14 protein-coding genes and 1 pseudogene are annotated in these 18,582 nt (G+C 58.6%); 6 read left to right on the plus strand and 9 right to left on the minus strand.

Translation table 11 applies throughout. The features are described from left to right. Window position 1 precedes the first annotated feature (1 nt). Genes RLO149_RS21930 through RLO149_RS21940 form a run of 3 tightly spaced genes read right to left on the minus strand, consistent with a single transcriptional unit; the run spans window position 2 to window position 3,849 of the window. Window positions 2–1,456, minus strand: a complete 1,455-nt coding sequence (locus RLO149_RS21930; RefSeq protein ID WP_013984613.1) for a DUF1254 domain-containing protein — start codon at window positions 1,454–1,456, stop codon at window positions 2–4. 25 nt (window positions 1,457–1,481) lie between these two features. After that, window positions 1,482–3,074 carry an arylsulfatase gene (locus RLO149_RS21935; protein WP_013984614.1) on the minus strand — a complete coding sequence of 531 codons (1,593 nt, stop codon included), beginning with the start codon at window positions 3,072–3,074 and terminating at the stop codon, window positions 1,482–1,484. A gap of 1 nt (window position 3,075) precedes the next feature. After that, on the minus strand, window positions 3,076–3,849 hold the full coding sequence (locus RLO149_RS21940; RefSeq protein WP_013984615.1) for a hypothetical protein: 774 nt from the start codon (window positions 3,847–3,849) through the stop codon (window positions 3,076–3,078). Window positions 3,850–4,005: 156 nt separating this feature from the next. On the opposite strand from RLO149_RS21940, the gene RLO149_RS21945 reads away from it, so the two are divergent. Both RLO149_RS21945 and RLO149_RS24285 read left to right on the plus strand, forming a co-directional pair. Further along, window positions 4,006–4,683: a Crp/Fnr family transcriptional regulator gene (locus RLO149_RS21945; protein ID WP_013984616.1), complete on the plus strand. Its 678-nt coding sequence runs from the start codon at window positions 4,006–4,008 to the stop codon at window positions 4,681–4,683. A 25-nt stretch (window positions 4,684–4,708) separates the two neighbouring features. Continuing rightward, window positions 4,709–5,087: pseudogene (locus RLO149_RS24285) on the plus strand (Tn3 family transposase); the annotation flags it as partial. Between the two features lie 107 nt (window positions 5,088–5,194). Here RLO149_RS24285 and idi read toward each other — a convergent pair. From idi to RLO149_RS21980, 6 genes are read right to left on the minus strand one after another with little or no spacing between them, the layout of a single operon-like run. Continuing rightward, window positions 5,195–5,725, minus strand: coding sequence for an isopentenyl-diphosphate Delta-isomerase (gene idi, locus RLO149_RS21955; RefSeq protein WP_013984618.1), 531 nt, complete (start codon window positions 5,723–5,725; stop codon window positions 5,195–5,197). Beyond that, a complete protein-coding gene (locus tag RLO149_RS21960) occupies window positions 5,722–6,900 on the minus strand; it encodes a geranylgeranyl diphosphate reductase (RefSeq protein ID WP_013984619.1) in 1,179 nt (392 codons plus the stop codon). The genes idi and RLO149_RS21960 overlap by 4 nt, the downstream gene beginning before the upstream one ends. 4 nt (window positions 6,901–6,904) lie before the next feature. Continuing rightward, the gene (locus RLO149_RS21965; RefSeq protein ID WP_013984620.1) at window positions 6,905–8,203 is read right to left on the minus strand and encodes a BCD family MFS transporter; all 1,299 of its coding nucleotides are present in this window, start codon (window positions 8,201–8,203) and stop codon (window positions 6,905–6,907) included. Then, a complete protein-coding gene (chlG, locus tag RLO149_RS21970) occupies window positions 8,203–9,102 on the minus strand; it encodes a chlorophyll synthase ChlG (RefSeq protein WP_013984621.1) in 900 nt (299 codons plus the stop codon). Before chlG ends, RLO149_RS21965 begins: the two co-directional genes overlap by 1 nt. A gap of 54 nt (window positions 9,103–9,156) precedes the next feature. Beyond that, window positions 9,157–10,584 (minus strand): transcriptional regulator PpsR, encoded by a 1,428-nt coding sequence (gene ppsR, locus RLO149_RS21975; RefSeq protein WP_013984622.1) that lies wholly within the window; start codon window positions 10,582–10,584, stop codon window positions 9,157–9,159. Next, window positions 10,581–11,363, minus strand: a complete 783-nt coding sequence (locus RLO149_RS21980; protein WP_013984623.1) for a cobalamin-dependent protein — start codon at window positions 11,361–11,363, stop codon at window positions 10,581–10,583. Before RLO149_RS21980 ends, ppsR begins: the two co-directional genes overlap by 4 nt. 311 nt (window positions 11,364–11,674) lie before the next feature. Here RLO149_RS21980 and bchF point away from each other — a divergent pair, with 311 nt between their 5' ends. Genes bchF through RLO149_RS22000 form a run of 4 tightly spaced genes read left to right on the plus strand, consistent with a single transcriptional unit; the run spans window position 11,675 to window position 18,573 of the window. Then, on the plus strand, window positions 11,675–12,187 hold the full coding sequence (gene bchF / locus RLO149_RS21985; protein ID WP_013984624.1) for a 2-vinyl bacteriochlorophyllide hydratase: 513 nt from the start codon (window positions 11,675–11,677) through the stop codon (window positions 12,185–12,187). Then, window positions 12,184–13,470, plus strand: a complete 1,287-nt coding sequence (locus RLO149_RS21990) for a ferredoxin:protochlorophyllide reductase (ATP-dependent) subunit N (RefSeq protein WP_013984625.1) — start codon at window positions 12,184–12,186, stop codon at window positions 13,468–13,470. The genes bchF and RLO149_RS21990 overlap by 4 nt, the downstream gene beginning before the upstream one ends. Next, window positions 13,467–15,011 (plus strand): ferredoxin:protochlorophyllide reductase (ATP-dependent) subunit B, encoded by a 1,545-nt coding sequence (gene bchB / locus RLO149_RS21995; RefSeq protein ID WP_013984626.1) that lies wholly within the window; start codon window positions 13,467–13,469, stop codon window positions 15,009–15,011. The genes RLO149_RS21990 and bchB overlap by 4 nt, the downstream gene beginning before the upstream one ends. Further along, window positions 15,001–18,573, plus strand: a complete 3,573-nt coding sequence (locus RLO149_RS22000; protein ID WP_013984627.1) for a magnesium chelatase subunit H — start codon at window positions 15,001–15,003, stop codon at window positions 18,571–18,573. Before bchB ends, RLO149_RS22000 begins: the two co-directional genes overlap by 11 nt. The last annotated feature ends 9 nt before the right edge of the window (window positions 18,574–18,582 follow it).

An 18,582-nucleotide genomic window follows, 5' to 3' on the forward strand; every position in this document is an offset into this window, starting at 1 on the left:
GTCACGGGTTGGACCTCTCCACGGCGGGCGGCGCCCATGTTCCAGTTGCCAGACCGTCATCCGGGCCATAGAGACGCAGGTTCATGTAAAATCCGCCCTCCGGCGCCGGCAACCAGTTGGATGTGGCGCTATCCCCTTCCGGCGCGGTGTTTTGAATGGTGATGGTAAGGGAGCCGTCATCGCCGTAAACCAACCCCGGTGTGTAGGTGCCGATGGAATAGCGGTTGGTGGGGTTGGCCACAAACGCGCCATTGCCCGCGTCGTACATGGACAAAGACCAGAAGGCGGACACCCCGGGCAAGGCGTCTCCTTCAAACCGGAGGGTGTAGCTGTTCGCCCCGTCAAACGCGGCCCCGTCCGTGTCTGTGCGACCGTCCATGTAAATCGCTTCGTCGGGCCGATTGCCGCCGGTGAACCATTTGGCCCAGGTCGCCCGGAACAGGTAATCGGTGCCCATGATCCCCGACGTCCGGCTCCAACGCCAGCCATTGATCTCTTCGCCCGTTGTGGCTGCGTTCACATCCATCAGATGATTGGCAAAGAGATAGGCTTTTGCAAGGCCCGACCGTTCCGCGTCCAACAACATCGTCGGGTCAAAGCGGGTGTTGCCATCGGTGAAACCTATCTGTGCCAGACTGTCAGCGAAGACGGCATCTTGCTGCGGCTTGGGCGGCGTGAATTGCAGTGCATGGGCCAACTTGTCGTAAAAGAGCAGACGATCCGGCAAATCCGTGGGCGGGGCATAGGCGACACGCGACTGCGAAAACGCCGTGTTAACGGGCACCTCGGTATCAGAGGGATAGGCGCTCAATGGGGTGATCCACATCCCGTCCTGTATCTCATTGGCGCGGGCCACATCGCCCGGACCTTTCACACCAATGCGCCCCCAATACACCGCATTGTCATAGGGGCTGTCGATCCGTGGCAGACCGTCAGGCAGCGTGCCCGTCCAGTTCGGACCCACAAGCGCATAAGCCCCCGCGTCGGTCCCCGTCGTCAGTGTGCCCACATAGTCAAAGGTATCGCCGTTTGGATCCCAAAGCTGGATTGCATAATAGCGATCATCTTCAACGTCCGGCACGCTCAGCACCATGGGTTCATTGCTGAGGTCCATGAAGGATTGGATGTAAAGCGTGTCGTTATTGGGGGTGGCAATCTGCGTATATTCGGGGCCGCGCAACTGCCGCACGCGGGCCAGTTCATTCACCTGTGATCCCGGGTTGCCGGTTTTCTCCTCAGCATCCGGGGCCGCGCGCCCCCGCATAAGATCTTCGAAAAAGACCACCGGGTAGCCCCAGATGACGGCATCAAGCGCAAGGTAGAAGGCTTGGGCTTCTTCCCCCTGCAAGCCTGACAAATCCGGCAGCGGCAATGTGCGATCATCGGCGCTCACGATGGGCGGCAGACCGAGAAGAGCAAGCATAACAGCGGCGATTACAAATCTTGTTCGTGTCACGGCAGCGTCCTTGTCTCGTCGAACTTCAAAGCCCGAGATCTTTGGGCGGGAACAGGCGGAAGGTAGCGGCATGGGCCTTCATTTCGGCGCCGAGCGAGGCAGTCCATGCATTCATGCGGTGGCCGACGGGGTATTCCTCTTTCGGGTCCACGTAGAGGTTAAAGAGCCAGGGCGCGAGGCCAGTGGGCACGACCGTTGCCATGTCGATCCAGAGAAATTTCTCTTGCGCCAGTGCCACATGCAAATGGGCCTTGTATTCACGCATCCGCATCGCAGCGAGGGTCGCGCCAAGCCAATTGTAAACATGTTCGCGCCTGCTTTCGCCATCATCAACCAGAAGAAAGGAGCTTTGATCGACCCCGTCCCAGTAGCGGTCTGTCGGCAGCCCGTTCGCATCGACACCCGCCAGCGCCAGCGACGTGTCGAAAAGGTCCATCAGATCGAAAAGCCCGTCCGACACCCGGCCCGGCGCGATCATACCGCGCCAATAGGCGATGCCCGGAACGCGCACCCCGCCTTCCCAGGTCGTACCCTTGGCACCCCGGAACGGCGTATAGCCACTGTCCGGCCAGCTATCCATTTGGGGTCCGTTGTCGGAGGTGACAAAGATGAACGTATTGTCGAGCGCGCCGACCTCTTCAAGGGCGTCCACGATTTCGCCGATGTGGCTGTCTACCTCGACCATATTGTCACGATAGGGAAATTTCGAGGCGCTGGCGCCTTTGAACGCCTCGGACGGAAAGTTATCAGCATGTACCTTCATGAAGGAATGGCTGATGTAGAAGGGCTGGCCACCCTCGGCCAACGCGCGAATGCGCTGAACGGTGTAGTCTTTCAGCCGCGTGTCACCCTCGGCCATCTGCGCGGGCGAGGTAATGGTTTCGATGGTTTCGGTCGTGCCGTCCGCCAGCCCGTAGATCAGATCGTTGTTCGATCCTATGGACTGGTATCGGTCAAACTTGTCCTGATCGAGCACAAGGTCCGGGAAGCGCCGTTCGTCATAGGCTTGCGTATATTCTTTCTGCGCCTTGTAGAAGCCATAGAACTCGTCAAAGCCGACATCATGCGGACGCATGCCCTCGGTTTCACCGATATGCCATTTGCCCACAAGCATCGTGTGATAGCCCGCATCCGAGAGGAGCCCCGCGACCGTTAACTCACCCTCCCACGGGTTCACGCTGATCTGGTCACCGGCAAGGATCGGTCGGATCAAACCGGTGCGGGCAGGCAGGCGACCGGTATAGACAGACGCACGCGTCGGCGTGCAGGTGTATTGTGCGTAGGTAGACGTCAGCTTAAGCCCCTCAGCGGCAAGCGCATCCATCTCTGGCGTTGCTGCGCCGATCATCTCGCCGCCGCCGAACGCGCCCGGATCGCCGTAGCCCATGTCATCGACGATGAAGATCAGGATATTGGGTTTCTGGCCGACCCGCGCCTCAAAAGCCGCGAGTTTTTCGACCGCCGCCTGCTCTTGCCCGGCGCGCGGGATCGCGGGTTGGCGGTTGGCGGCACGCGCCTCGGCGCGGCTCAAAGCCGAAGCGGGACCGGGAATGCCCTGAGCGAGGGCCTGAGAGCAGGCGAGGCCCGCTGCAACGATGGAAATGAGGAATAGGCGCAAGTCAGCCTCCTGTTGGAAAAAGGAATTTTACGGTGACGCCGACGGTGTCGCGCGGCGCTACCCCATCGTCATAGAAGTTGCGTTCATAGCTGAACTGATACTGTACCGGCACGCGACCCGCACCGGGGTGGGTGAGCTTTGACAGCTTTACCCCCAAGGGAAGGGACGTGAATTTATTTGCATCCCAGTCGTAGACGAAGGTCATATCCGAGAACCCGGCGGACCACCCCTGACCCATCGGTACGTTCATAATCGGTTGGATGGTTGACAGGTTCACGTCCGGGCGGTCGTCATCGCCGGCGACCGTCAAGAGGTTCTGGTTGAAGATCCCCCAAAGCCCCCAGGCTGGACTCGCCGTGAAACCGACTGCGGGACCAAGCCCCCATTTCTCGGCGCTCAGCCCCTCTTTGCCAGTCGGCAGCAGTGCGACCGCACCGACGCCCCACCGCCCCCATGGTTGGTCGAAGACGGTCAGATTGAACAATGTCGCATCAGATAGACCGCTTTGGCCTGTTGGCGTATCTGTCATATAGGGCAGCGTGAGCCGCGCGATGTTGTTCGTCGACCCGAGGATGAACGGGATCGCCGCCCGAAACTGGAGAGTGTTCTGCGTGGCGTTGCTCTGGTTGTGAAAGTCGGAAACGTAAAAGTCCTGCAGTTGGAAAGACATCAGCGACGCCGTCGGATCGTTGGCCGCCGATGCCAGATCCTGTCCGCCCGACTGTGCAAAGGCAGGTGCCGCTGCCACCGTTGCAAAGATCAAATTCAAACGCATACAGGCCTTCATCACGCAACCGCCATTGTTGGTGATCCGGATGGTGCGAGGCGACAAACTTCTGGTGCGGCAACTTCAACCGGCGCAGCCTACTGGATCACGGTACTGACATGATAGTCTCTTTCGCTCACGTCATTGTCATCGTATGTACAAACCATGGCATTACAACAAGATATTCAGGCTGGCGCGTTTGGCGGCGGTCTATGGCTGCGCACCCTTCCCGCGACTGTGGTGAAGACCTTGGAAAGCTCAGCCCAAACCCTTGAGTTGAAGGCCGGACAGCGGTTCAGTGAAATTGGTGATACGGCGCATTGCCTCATCGGTGTTAACCGGGGCGTTCTCGCGCTGCATACTGACGACCAAGAACGACATGACGTCATCGGCCATGTGTTCTGGCCGGGTGATTGGTTCGGCGTTGCGTCAGTCCTGATCGACACACCGCGTTTTCTTGGCAGTTCAGCACTCGTTGACGCCCGTGTCGTGCTGATCAACAGACGGTCAATCGAACGCATTGCGCAGGAGCAGCCGATCCTTTGGCGGAGCGTTGCGGTTCTGGCGGCGCAAAATGCGATGCTGGCGACCCGCATCGCGCGGGATAACCTCTTGCGGTCTCCGACTGAAAGATGTGTGGCGACCTTGGACCGGTTGGTCGGTCGTCAATCCCTTCCATGCGATTTGCCCGTCACCCAGGGAAAATTCGCCGAGATTTGCGGTTTGTCCCGGGGCGCGGCCGCAAAGGTGCTCGCCAGGCTCGAGAGCACGGGACAGATTTCGCGCGGATATGCGGCAATCAAGGTCGAGGAGAAATTTCACGGTTCGGCTAATGAACGATAAACACCTGCGCACGGTCTACGGTGTCCAGATTATCCTTGATGGTATCTGCGGCTTTCTGAGCGCCGTTGCCACCATGGCGGCGGGTGTCATGCCGCCGAACCAACTTATACGAAAGTTCGCTTCATACCCACGCCAGCACGAACTGGCCGTAGCCTTACCGGACATCCGACGCATGAAGCGAACCTTGTTCATCATCGAATGGCTGCACGCCGTTGACTTACAGCGCCGTGCCCAAATCGGTCTGAGAAAACGCGCTGCGGATTAGACGTCGGGGTGACGTCCGAGAACGCATCACCGCAGGCCAGAACTGTCAAATGGTCAGGTTAAACCTGCTGGCCGCGATCATCATATCGTGGAACAGAAAACGCCTCGGTATAGCTGCTAATGCCCAAAAACGCGCCGGCCAAAGCCGAGAAAATGACCAAGCGCACTTTCGCGACCGATATCCGCAGCAATACCAGATTACGCCGTCGAACAGATCTGATCAAAAAGACGCGCTTATCGCTGCTGGTTACAGCAGGGCGAGTTCCCCGAAAATCGTCGCCGCGTGATCCCTCAGGTAGATACGCAGCCATGGCGTATATCTGTCGGGGTGTTGCGCAACTTGCTCCACCAGATCATCAAAACGCACCCATTCGACCGCCATAACCTCATCCGGGTTCGGCAACACGGCGAGGGTTTCATCAGCGTCAGCGACATAGACATCCACGACTTCGTGCTCAATCAACCCGCCGCCTACATCCGCGCGATACTCGAGATGATGACGGTGCTGCGGGTTCAACCCGCGTACGCCAAGCTCTTCATCCAGACGGCGCACAGCACAGACTTCGGGGGCCTCATCCCATTCAGGATGCGTGCAACATGTGTTCGTCCACAGACCCGGTGTATGGTATTTGCACAACGCCCGCTGTTGCATCAACACCGCGTCCCCTTTGACGACAAAAACCGACACAGCCTTGTGCCGAAGCCCTTTTACATGGGCCTCCAGCTTTTCAACAGGTGTCAGTGTGCCATTTACCCAGGCCGGGATCATGATCGTCATACGCGTGTCGTTGCCACAAGCCCTGTCAGGTGTGCAAGGTTTTTGATACCGATCTTCAGGTGGGCCATGGGCCGCGCACGCACCAGTTTCTTGTTCATATAGGCTTCGAACGTGAGGCGCTGGACATCCACATCATGGCACAGCGACACGAAACGCTCGCGGCGTTCGTCGCTGCGGTAATATGCGTTCTGCATGGAACCAAGCACCCGAAAGACCATCTTGTGTTCTTTCATGAACAACTGGCGCGCCAGCCGCAAATCTTTGACACGATCGGATGCCAGCGTGGCGGCGCAAGCGGTTGCGGCCACGCGTCCCCCAACCATCGCATAATAGATGCCTTCGCCGGAACTGGGGGCCACGACGCCGGCGGCGTCCCCGGCCAACAGCACGTCCTTGCCATTGTCCCAGCGGTCAAGCGGACGCAGGGGGATCGGGGCCCCCTCTTTGCGGATCGTTTCGCAGTCGGTCAGCCCCGCCGATTTACGCAATGCAGCGGTAGCCTCTTTGAGGTTCACGGATGAGAGTTCCGTGCCCATGCCGACACTTGCGCTGTTGCCATGGGGGAAAACCCAGCCATAGAAATCCGGCGAAATCGCGCCGTCATAAATCACGTCGCAGCGTTCAGGGTCATAGATCGCGGATTTTGGCGGCGCTTTGATAATCTCGTGATAGGCAAACACCAGCGGCACCTTGTCCGCATCCTTGACCTCGGCCAGCCCGACGCGTGATTTTGCGCCATCCGCACCGATGACCAGCTTGCAGGGCAGTGCGCGTTCTTCCTGCGTGGCCTTGTCGCGGTAGATCACGACCGGCGTGCCCTCGGGCCGTTCGATCCGCACGAAGGTGCCGGTGAAGTATTCAGCCCCCGCATCCGCCGCGCGTTTGCGCAGGAACGGGTCAAAATCCTTGCGATCCACCATCCCGACAAAGCCGTTTTCAATCGGGATATCCACTTTGCGCCCCGTGGGCGAAATCATTCGCGCGGTGTTCACCTTGGCCAGCAGCTGATCATCACCGATATGGAAATCCTGCATCAGTCGCGGTGGGATCGCGCCACCACAGGGTTTGATCCGCCCTTCGCGGTCCAAAAGCGCAACCTTATGTCCGGATTGAACCAGGTCAAGCGCGGCAGTCGCCCCTGACGGACCCCCGCCTATCACAACAACATCATACATCCGTTTATTCTCCCGGCATCATGGCGGTGCGCGCGCTTGCGTCCGCATTAGGTGAAGTCAGCCGCAGGGCGAGCACCGCTGCGACCAAGAAAACAAGTCCTTCAATGGCAAAGACACTGCCGTAGGCGATCGCATCCTGAGGCGTAATCCAGCGCATCACATCAACCATCGCCGTCCCTGCAAAGGAACCAAGGCCAAAGGCGATTGCCTGCGCGGCCCCAAAAAGCCCCATCCGCAAGCCTTCGCGCCCGTCACCGCCCTCGCGGGCAAGCCCCATCATCGCGCCGATTGCGGCAACAGCAAACGAGCCATTCGCCAGACCCAGCACAAAGATGTTCAACCCAATCGGCCAGGTTGCCGCGTGCAGACCCCCATAGGCCAGCCCGACCAGCGAGACGCCTGACAACAGGCATCCGCCGACGACCCACACACGGGTGGGCACAATAAACCAACGTGACAGGACGGTACCGCCCAGCAAAACCGCGATCATACCCATCAGGGCACCACCGTGGTGCATGCCCCCCAGTTTGGTGCTTTCCCCAACCGTCAGGCCAAAGACATGGCCCGCGAAGGGTTCGAGGATCAGATCCTGCAGATTATAAGCCAGCATCGAGGCAAAGACGAAGATCGTGAAAATACGCACCCGCGGGTCAACCCAAAGCTCGCGCAGAATGGCGCGGAAATCTTCGTTCCGCTTTTCAACGACGCGCTTTTCGCCGCGCTCCTGACCCCATATGCCAAGGCAGGTCAGCGTCAGGGCGACAGCCGACACACCCAGCGTCACCGCAACAAGGCGTCCATGAGAATAGGGATCAAGAAGTTGCCCCGCAGTGATCCCGGTCACCGCAAGCCCGAAGATCATCATGATCCAGACAAGGCTGCCTGCCGGTGCCTGCCGCTCGGCACTCACACGCGTGGACAAGAGCGCCAGCAGGTTCGTACCCGCGGCCCCGATGCCAAGGCCGATCAGTAGGAACGATGGAATAGCGGTGGCAATACCGACCCATGCGGCCTTTTCCATCAACCCGACGGAAAGCGCAGCACCAATCGCGCCTGCGGCCAGCAAAGCCACACCACCGATGATCCAGGGCGTGCGTTGACCGCCCTGATCCGCACTGTGGCCAAAGCGCGGACGCAAAAACTGTGTGCCATAATAGAGAGAAACCAATAGCCCCGGCAGGATCGCAGGCATCGCCAATTCAACCACCATGACCCGGTTCATGGTCGCCGTGGTCAACACCACAATCGCGCCCAGCGACATCTGCACGAGGCCCAGCCGCATAATCCCAAACCAACTGAGCATCAGGCGAGCCCCCTTAGCGCAAAGGCTGCAATCATCATGCCGCTGATATAGAGCAACACGCCGGTACCGTTATACCATGGCGCCTTGGCCTTTGGATCTTTGAACATGATTGTCATGGCCCAGAACTGCACAAACAGCACGGCGCAGACACCGGCAGCGTGCAGCGGCTTGCCCCACGAAAACAGCAGGAAGACAACGACAACCTGGGGCGCGGACATGACGGCGCAGGCAACCTGCGCTGCGCGGTGCGGACCCAAGGTGACGGGCAGGGAATTGACACCCATCTGCCTGTCGCCTTCCAGCGCCTTGAAGTCATTCAATGTCATAATGCCATGCGCGCCGATACCATAAAGGACGGCAATCACGATGACGGGGAGGCTCGGTGCGCCCGCACTCAACACGGCAGCGCCTGTAAACCATGGCAGTGTCTCATAACTCAGGCCGACCAGCCCCGGACCCCACCAGCCGGACCGCTTGAGACGGACCGGTTCCGCCGAATAAGCCCATGCAGCCAGCACACCAATGACTGTCGCACCGAACCCCCAAGGGCCCAGTTGCCAGCCAACACCAAGCGACAAAACCGACATGGCCAGTGCGATCCACAGACCCCAACGGCCCGGGATGCGGCCCGACGGGATCGGCCTGTGGGGTTCGTTGATGGCATCCACATGGCGGTCGCACCAATCATTGGCGGCCTGACTCATCCCGCAGACGATGGGACCGGCCAGAACGACACCCAATAAGACCAGCGTCCAGTTTCCAACGGGCGACACACCGGACGAGACAACACCGCAAAGATAGGCCCACATCGGCGGAAACCATGTGATCGGTTTGATCAACCTTAACGCGGCTGCGGGCTCGGGGAATCTTCGGGTATGTATGTTTTCAGTTACAGCCATGTGTAAACTATGCCTTACACTTTGAGTCGGTGCAAGAGGCAGGATAGCGTAAGATCAGCCGTTTTTATTAAGCAGCCCGTACTTACGCAGTTTCACATAGAGGCTTTGGCGCGACAGGCCCAACATCTCTGCCGCGGCGACGCGGTTGTTGTTGGTCAACTCGACCGCGGTTTCGATGCACATCTTTTCGACAACATCGGTTGTCTCCGCTACAATATCTTTGAGGGCTGCCGAGCCGACAAGATCCATCACGTTACGAGCAGGCTCTGCTGGTGCCGTGTTCGACATATGCCCGCTGCTGCCACCCCGTGCAGTTTCCGTCCGGCTGACATCGCGGATCATGCAGCCAATGGCCGCCACATCCGCATCCGCCAGATGCGTGGCGGAGATCTCGACCGCCAGACGCGTACCCAGATCGTTCACCAGTTTGGTGGCATAGATGCGCATATGACCCGACCGCTGCGGCTGCTCTGTCAGAACCGCCAGATCAATCTGCCCGCGCCCGAGGAAATCACCAAAGCTGCGACCGACGACATCCGACAGATGCGCGGCACCAACAAGGTCAAGGAAACTCTCGTTCACCGAGATGATGACACCTTTGGGGCCCATGAACAGCATCGCGTCACTGCCAGCGCGGAACATCGCCAAGGCATGGTCTGCTGCGGCATCCGGCGTTGCGGCCTTGCTCGCCGCTGTCTCCAGACGGCACATCAGGATACGTTGCCCGCCAGCCCGGAAAACAACCGGATGCGCGATCACGGAAGCTTGCGTCCGTGTTGCGGTCAATGTCACCTGACCTTCTTCTTCGGCCAGCGTTGCATTCATCAGGCTTTCGGTCAGCTCAACGTTCGAGCGATCCATGAAATGCTGTGCAAAACTGCTGGAACGCAACGCATCTGCATTCAGACCCAACAGGGCGGCGGCAGCTTCGTTTGCGTCCTCAACACGCCCGCTCTGCACAGAAACAAAGACCACGGCCTGTTTGGTGTTGGCCAGCAAAACCCGGTAGCGCGCATCAAATTCACGCCGCGCCTCATAGCCCTGTTCAAGCGCAATCTGCGCCTGAACCAACTGCTGCTGCGTTTCGGCGATCGGGCGCAAATCCCGACCCAAAAGCAGTGCCGCGTTTTCATGCCCGAACCGATGGAACGTATAGCGCACCGGGTATTGCCACACGGCATTGTCGCTATGGTTCAATTCCAGCTGCTTTTTCGGGACCTCTCCCAAAAGATAGGCCGCATGGGCTCTTTCGAATTTCGGAATCGATTCCCGTGTCAGAAATTCGGAAACGGGACGATCTTCCCAATGCCGAAGGTTCCCAAAGGACTCACTGTGCGAATTTACGACGACGGAAAGAATGATACCTTCGGCTGAAACAACCAATGCAATATCTGACGCAGCCGCGATGATGCTGCTCAGAAACTCGGGCTCAATCAAAGGAACAGAGCCACTGGACCAGAATGTATTTCCGCCGGTTGTCATGACGTGCTTGTTGAGTTGACGTGTTTCAGGCAATGCGCCACGGCTTCTTCGGCAACGCTTGTCACGATATCAGCACCCGTTAGTTCCTTCACGCGTTTTTTATTGACCTGACATGCCCCCCCGACTGCAAGCATCGGATCGCTTCCGACAGCTTTCCGGATGATCTGTATTGTATTGGCAACACTTGTCAGGGTTTCGCGCCGACCACATGTGATCAGGATCAGATCGGGAACGTCGTTGATCAGCCGCACCGTCAGGGCACCGTGATCTTCGTCATAGGACATGGCGACTTCACAGCCCAAGCGGCGCAATTGCGCAGCCACAACGCTGGCCCCCAGAAAATGCTGTTCATTCTGAGGGATCACAACGAGCGCATTCAACCGCACTGCACCCACCTTGTGATCTACGTGGCTGGCCCCCGAGGCATCTGCCAACAGTGCCTGCAGGCGCATCGTTCCGATTGTCACATCTGCAAAACTGATTTTGTCATCCACCCATTGCTCGCCAAGCAGGCGGGCCGTCGCGGGGACATACAGATCAATTATCGCGTCCACCGAAAGGCGATAGCCACGCAGCTCCGCAAGAATGACGTCGGGCGCGAAATGTTTCTTACTCAGAACCCGGGACAGAGTTTGATCCAGCACGAACTGGCGCAACCCTTCGCAGGACACAGCTTGGCGATCGCGCAGCACAGAAATGACCGTAGATGCCAGAACATCTACATTGTCGGGTCGGTTGCGCATAACGCCACGCGGGTCTGCTTGATCATCCGTCGACATGGCTCTTTCCCAACGACCCTTCATCTTTAATCGCGCGAGCACAGAGGTCCCCGCAGAGTCGATATATATAAAAGGTCTACCCTTGACAGCAAAATGTCAAATCAAATTGACAGTTTTTACCGCTTAAAACAGCCAATCCTCAAGAATCTGGGCATAAAAATTCAAGTTTTTATGGCTTGTGCTGAATTTAGGGCAATTTCGGCCTGACAGATAAATGTAAACTATGCGTTTCTAGGGTGTAAGTTTTAGTTGACACTTTTCGCCGAAAGCCGCTAGTTTCGGTAAAGATGGCAGGAAAGGCGACTCCCAAAATGAACGGACACACGTCCAGGACATCGGCCCCAACAGGCCTTTATTCAGCGGAAGAGCGCGTCCGGCGTGATGAAACCGTCTGGACGACGATTCAGGGTGTGCTTGCTCCGTTCCAATTCCTGGTCTTTTTGATCTCTTTGGCGCTGGTGCTGCGGTATCTTTGGAACGGCGAGGGCTATGCGCTTGCCACATGGTCCATCGTCCTCAAGACAATGGTGCTCTACCTGATCATGGTCACGGGCGCGATCTGGGAAAAAATCGTTTTCGGTCAATATCTTTTCGCCCCCGCCTTCTTTTGGGAAGACGTGTTTTCCTTTGCGGTCATCGCGCTTCACACGGCCTATATCTGGGCTCTTTTCAGTGATGCCATGACGGCCACCAACCTGATGATTTTGGCTCTGACGGCCTATGCCGCCTACGTGATCAACGCGGTCCAGTTTATTCTGAAACTCCGTGCCGCAAGATTGCAGGCCGCCGAAACTTCCAACACGACGCCAGAGGTGGCAGCATGACAGAACTTCCCCGCATCCCGACGCAAGGTGGTTGCAGCAACGAACCGATTCTCAAGCAGCGCGGCCAGCGTGAAGTCTTTTGCGGGCTGACCGGAATCATCTGGTTGCACCGCAAAATGCAGGACGCGTTTTTCCTTGTTGTCGGCAGCCGCACCTGCGCGCATCTTTTGCAATCCGCCGCAGGCGTGATGATTTTCGCCGAACCGCGTTTCGGCACCGCAATCCTCGAAGAAACCGATCTGGCGGGTCTCGCCGATGCGCAGACCGAACTCGACAAGGTCGTGGACCAACTGCTCGCCCGGCGCACAGATATCAAACAATTGTTCCTCGTCGGGTCCTGCCCCTCTGAGGTCATCAAACTGGACCTGTCCCGTGCCGCAGAGCGCATGACAGAGAAATACGCACCCTCCGTGCGGGTTCTGAACTTCTCCGGCTCCGGCATCGAAACCACCTTTACGCAAGGCGAGGACGCCTGCCTCGCCTCCATGGTGCCGGTCCTGCCGAAAACGGATACACGCCAGCTGCTTCTCGTGGGTGCTTTGCCTGACGTGGTCGAAGAACAAGCCGTTTCCCTGCTCGAACAGATGGGCATTGGCCCGATCAAGGTGTTGCCAGCCCCGCGCGCCGATACCGATCTTGGCATTGGCGAAAACACCGTCTTTGCACTCACGCAACCCTTCCTGGGCGATACACATGGCGCGCTTGAACGGCGCGGTGCACGGCACTTGCCCGCACCCTTCCCCTTTGGCGAAGAAGGCACCACCGCTTGGCTGCGCGTGATTGCCGATGAATTTGGCGTCGATGCGGACACATTTGAGCGCGTGACAGCCGCCCCTCGTGCCCGTGCCCGCAAGGCCATTTCGCAAGCCTCTGAAGCACTGCGCGGCAAGACAATCTTCTTCTTTCCCGACAGCCAGCTTGAAATTCCGCTGGCCCGCTTTTTAACCCGCGAATGCGGCATGGAAGCGATCGAAGTCGGCTCGCCTTTCGTGCACAAAGGCATCATCGGGTCCGACCTTGAAATGCTCGCACAAGGCCCCGTGATTTCCGAAGGGCAAGACGTTGACTTGCAGCTTGATCGCTGCCGCGCGGCGCGTCCTGATCTGACGGTCTGTGGGCTTGGTCTTGCCAACCCTCTCGAAGCTGAAGGGCTGGCCACCAAATGGGCCATCGAGCTCGTGTTCACCCCTGTGCATTTCTACGAACAGGCGGGCGATCTTGCCGGGCTCTTTTCGCGCCCGGTGCGCCGTGCCGGATTGCTTAAAGTGGAGGCCGCCGAATGAAACTGACGGTCTGGACATATGAAGGCCCTCCCCATGTTGGCGCGATGCGCGTCGCCACGGGTATGAAAGGGCTGCACTACGTGTTGCATGCGCCGCAGGGCGATACCTATGCGGACCTGCTGTTCACGATGATCGAGCGACGCGATCACCGCCCGCCGGTGACTTACACGACCTTTCAGGCGCGTGACCTTGGCTCTGACACGGCCGATCTGTTCAAGCAAACGCTGCAGGACGCCTATGACCGTTTCAAACCGGAGGCGTTGATTGTCGGGGCCTCCTGCACGGCGGAACTCATTCAGGATGATCCGGGTGGGATGTCCGAAACCATGGGCATTCCGATCCCCGTAATCCCTCTGGAACTGCCCAGCTACCAGCGCAAAGAGAACTTTGGCGCGGATGAAACATTTTTCCAGATCGTGCGGACACTGGCCAAGCCAATGGCGCGCACCAAACAGATCACCTGCAACCTGATTGGCCCGACCGCTCTTGGGTTCCGGCATCGTGACGACATCACGGAGCTGACAAGCCTGTTGTCCGATATGGGCATCAGCGTCAATGTCGTGGCCCCGATGGGTGCCACACCAACCGACATCACCCGCATGGGTGCCGCGCATTTCAATGTTCTGATGTATCCCGAAACGGCGGAAACCGCCGCGCGCTGGATGGAACGCGAGCTGGGCCAACCCTTTACCAAAACCGTCCCTATTGGTGTCGGCGCGACACGTGATTTCATTGCTGAGGTTGCGGAAATCACGGGTTTGGACCCCTATCTTGATGACAGCCGCCTGCGCCTGCCGTGGTATTCCAAATCCGTGGACAGCACGTATCTGACCGGCAAACGCGTGTTTCTCTTTGGCGATGGCACGCATGTGATTGCTGCGGCGCGCATCGCACGCGATGAGATGGGTTTCGAGGTCGTCGGCCTTGGCTGCTATAACCGTGAAATGGCCCGACCCCTGCGTGCTGTGGCGAAAGACTATGGTATCGAGGCCCTCATCACCGATGACTACCTCGAAGTCGAAAGCCGGATCGAAGCGCTTCAGCCTGAAATGATCCTCGGCACCCAGATGGAACGCCATATTGGCAAACGCTTGGGCATTCCCTGCGCGGTCATCTCAGCACCCGTACATGTTCAGGATTTCCCCGCACGCTATTCACCCCAGATGGGCGTTGAGGGCGCAAATGTCATCTTTGACACTTGGGTCCATCCGCTGGTCATGGGACTTGAAGAACACCTGCTGCACATGTTCCGCGATGATTTCGAATTCAACGACGCCGCCGGCCCTTCCCATCACGGCGGGCATTCGCCCAAACCGCAAGCCGCAGGCGAAGTCGCACCACAGGACGCGCCACAGCCGGAAATCGCTGGCACCTCGATTGAGGTCGTCTGGCTTGCAGACGCGGAACGCGAGCTGAAAAAGATCCCGTTCTTTGTACGTGGCAAGGCGCGGCGCAACACCGAAACTTTCGCCTCAGAGCGTGGTGTCGGTGAGATCAGCGTAGACACGCTCTATGAAGCAAAGGCCCATTATGCGCGATGATATGAGCATAAACGGGCAGATGCCCGGATATCGCGTGGTGGTTATCACGCTGGACAGCCATGCAGCAGGTCCCGCCATGCGCGCAGCGGAACGCCTTTCTGCGGATTATCCCGGCCTTGATGTTTCGATTCACGCAGCGGCGGAATGGGGCGAAACGCCCGGCACCTTTGAAGCCGCGAAAGAAGCGATCGAAAACGGCGATATCATCATTGCCAACCTGCTTTTCCTCGAAGAGCATTGTGCGCGCATTCTGCCCAGCCTTGAGGCCCGTCGCCCCGATTGTGATGCGATGATCGGCGTGATTGCCGATGCCTCCATCGTCAAGCTGACCAAGATGGGGTCGCTCGATATGATGGCGCCAAAGTCGGGCGCGATGAAACTGATGAAAAAGCTGCGCGGCTCGTCCAAGCCCTCCAGCTCAACAGGCGCGGACAAGATGGCGCTGCTGCGCCGTTTGCCAAAAATCCTGAAGTTCATTCCGGGCAAAAGCCAGGACCTGCGCGCCTGGTTCATGAGCATGCAATACTGGCTGGGTGGCTCAGACGACAATGTCGAAGCGATGATGCGCTTTTTGCTCAACCGCTACGCCAAAAACACCGGATGGGCCAAAGCGCCCGACGCACCTGCGCCAATCGAATACCCTGACGCGGGCCTCTATCATCCCGACCTGCCGACACGGATTACAACAGATCTGAGCGACCTGCCCACACCCAACGGCGCAGCAGCAACGGTCGGGCTGTTGATGATGCGGTCCTATGTGCTTTCCTCGGACACGGCGCATTATGATGCTGTCATTCGCGCTTTCGAAGCGCGCGGTATTGCGGTGCGCGCCGCCTTTGCCGGGGGCCTTGATGGTCGGCCCGCAATCGATGCCTATTTCCGTGATCAAAACGGTCCGCAGATTGATGCGATGGTCTCTCTGACCGGGTTTTCACTGGTCGGTGGCCCTGCCTATAATGACAACGACGCCGCCATCAAAGTTCTGAAAGATCTTGATGTCCCCTACCTCGCCGCGCATCCGCTGGAATTCCAGACGCTGGATCAATGGGCCTGCTCGACGCAAGGGCTTGGACCGATCGAGACGACCATGCTCATCGCGCTGCCCGAACTTGATGGCGCGACCAACCCGACCGTTTTTGCCGGTCGCCACGGCACAGCAGGGTGTCACGGCTGCGATCACGACTGTAAAATGACGTCAGATCACAAGGCGATGGCCCCCTGTCTGGAGCGGGTCGACAGCCTTGTTGAAAAGACCATCCGCATGACCACATTGCGGCGCAAAACCAACGCGGAAAAGAACATTGGGATTGTTCTGTTCGGGTTTCCACCCAACGCGGGGGCCGTCGGCACTGCTGCCTACCTCAGCGTTTTTGAAAGCCTTTTCAATACGTTACACCGCCTCAGAGCAGATGGATACGACGTAGAGGTTCCCGAAACCGTCGATGCGCTGCGCGACAAGGTGCTGGCGGGCAACGCCAAGCAATACGGTCAGGAAGCCAATGTCGCAGACCACGTGAGCGCTGACACCATCGTCAGAACAACGCCGCCACTTGCCGAAATCGAAGCCGTCTGGGGCCCAGCACCCGGACGCATTCAATCGGACGGGCGCGGTGTGTTTATCCTTGGTGCCCATTTCGGCAAGGTCTTTGTCGGCGTGCAACCGGCCTTCGGATACGAAGGTGACCCGATGCGGCTCCTGTTTGAAAAAGGGTTCGCGCCAACCCATGCCTTCACGACGTTTTATCTATGGCTGCGCAATACACTGAAAGCAGACGCGATCCTGCATTTCGGCATGCATGGCGCGCTTGAATTCATGCCGGGCAAACAGGCGGGCCTTGGGGCGCGCGACTGGCCCGACCGCCTGATTGGCGAGATGCCGAACATCTACCTTTATGCGTCGAACAACCCCTCCGAAGCGTCCTTGGCAAAACGTCGTTCCGGTGCGGTCACGATCACCCATCTGACGCCGCCTCTGGCGGCCTCCGGGCTCTACAAAGGGCTTCTGGACCTCAAGGACAGCCTGACCCGCTGGCGCGCGATGGAAAAAGACGGGGCTGAGCGGGATGAGTTGCAAGACCTCATCGCCCAGCAAGCGGATGCCGTGGACTTGGGCAATATCAGCCCGGATCAGCTTTGGCTCAAACTGCTCGAAACCGAAGATGCGCTGATCCCGGATGGCCTGCACATCATTGGCAAACCGCTCTCCGACGCGGCACGCGCGGAATACCTCAGCATCATGGATCACGCAGATGAAGAAACCCGCGCGCGGGTGGATGCGCTTTTGCAACAGGAAACCGAACTTGACGCGATCTGCCGCGCCCTGTCTGCACATTACATCGAACCTGTGCCGGGCGGTGATCTGATCCGCTCAACGGATATCCTGCCGACCGGGCGTAATATCCATGCCTTTGACCCCTTCCGCATGCCGACGGCGTTTGCCTGTCGGGATGGCGCAAAACAAGCGCAACTGCTGCTGGATACACATGATGCGGTGCCGCGGACTGTGGCGCTGGTGCTTTGGGGCAGCGACAACATCAAATCCGACGGTGGCCCGATTGCACAGGCCTTGGCCCTGATGGGATGCGTGCCCCGCTTTGACAGTTTTGGGCGGCTGGCTGGTGCAGATCTGATTTCCTTGGAAGACCTCGGACGCCCACGCATTGACGTGATCATGACCCTGTCAGGTATTTTCCGCGACCTCCTGCCCTTGCAAACGCGCATGCTCGCTGAGGCCGCACAGAAATGCGCGATGGCGGATGAGCCGATTGAGATGAATTTTGTCCGTGCACATGCGCTGGCCTACGTTGAGAAAACCGGCTGCGATATCACTGAAGCCGCGTTGCGTGTGTTCTCGAACGCCGAAGGTGCTTACGGCTCAAACGTCAACCAGCTGGTGGACAGTTCCGCCTTTGGCGACGAAGACGAACTTGCCGATGCCTATCAGGCCCGCAAAAGCTTTGCTTATGGGACAGACGGCAAGGCGTCCTCCAATGCCGCACTGCTGCAGTCCCAACTGGCCGAGGTCGATGTGGCCTATCAGAACCTCGAATCTGTTGAGCTGGGCGTGACCACGGTCGATCATTATTTTGACACGCTGGGCGGGATCGCACGGGCGGTCAAACGCGCCAAAGGGTCCGAAGCCGCCGTTTACATCGGGGATCAGACCCGCGGGGCCGGCAAGGTCCGCACCCTGAAAGAGCAGGTCGCTCTGGAAACCCGCAGCCGCAGCCTCAACCCGAAATTCTTTGAGGGCCTGCTGAAACACGGCGCCGAAGGCGTACGCCAGATCGAAGCGCAGGTCACCAACACGATGGGCTGGTCCGCCACCACAGGTCAGGTTGATCCGTGGGTCTATCAGCGCCTGTCCGAAACCTTCGTGCTGGATGAAGAGATGCGTCAGCGTCTTGCTGACCTCAACCCGACCGCATCAAGCCGCATGGCAAACCGCCTGCTTGAAGCACATGACCGTAATTACTGGAGCCCCGACGCAGAAACGCTGGCCGCCTTACAGGATGCAGCCGATGCGCTTGAGGATCAACTCGAAGGGATCGCAGCACAATGACCCCTTCAC

Origin of the sequence: Roseobacter litoralis Och 149 (genome assembly GCF_000154785.2) — a bacterium.
In the GTDB taxonomy this organism is placed as follows: domain Bacteria; phylum Pseudomonadota; class Alphaproteobacteria; order Rhodobacterales; family Rhodobacteraceae; genus Roseobacter; species Roseobacter litoralis.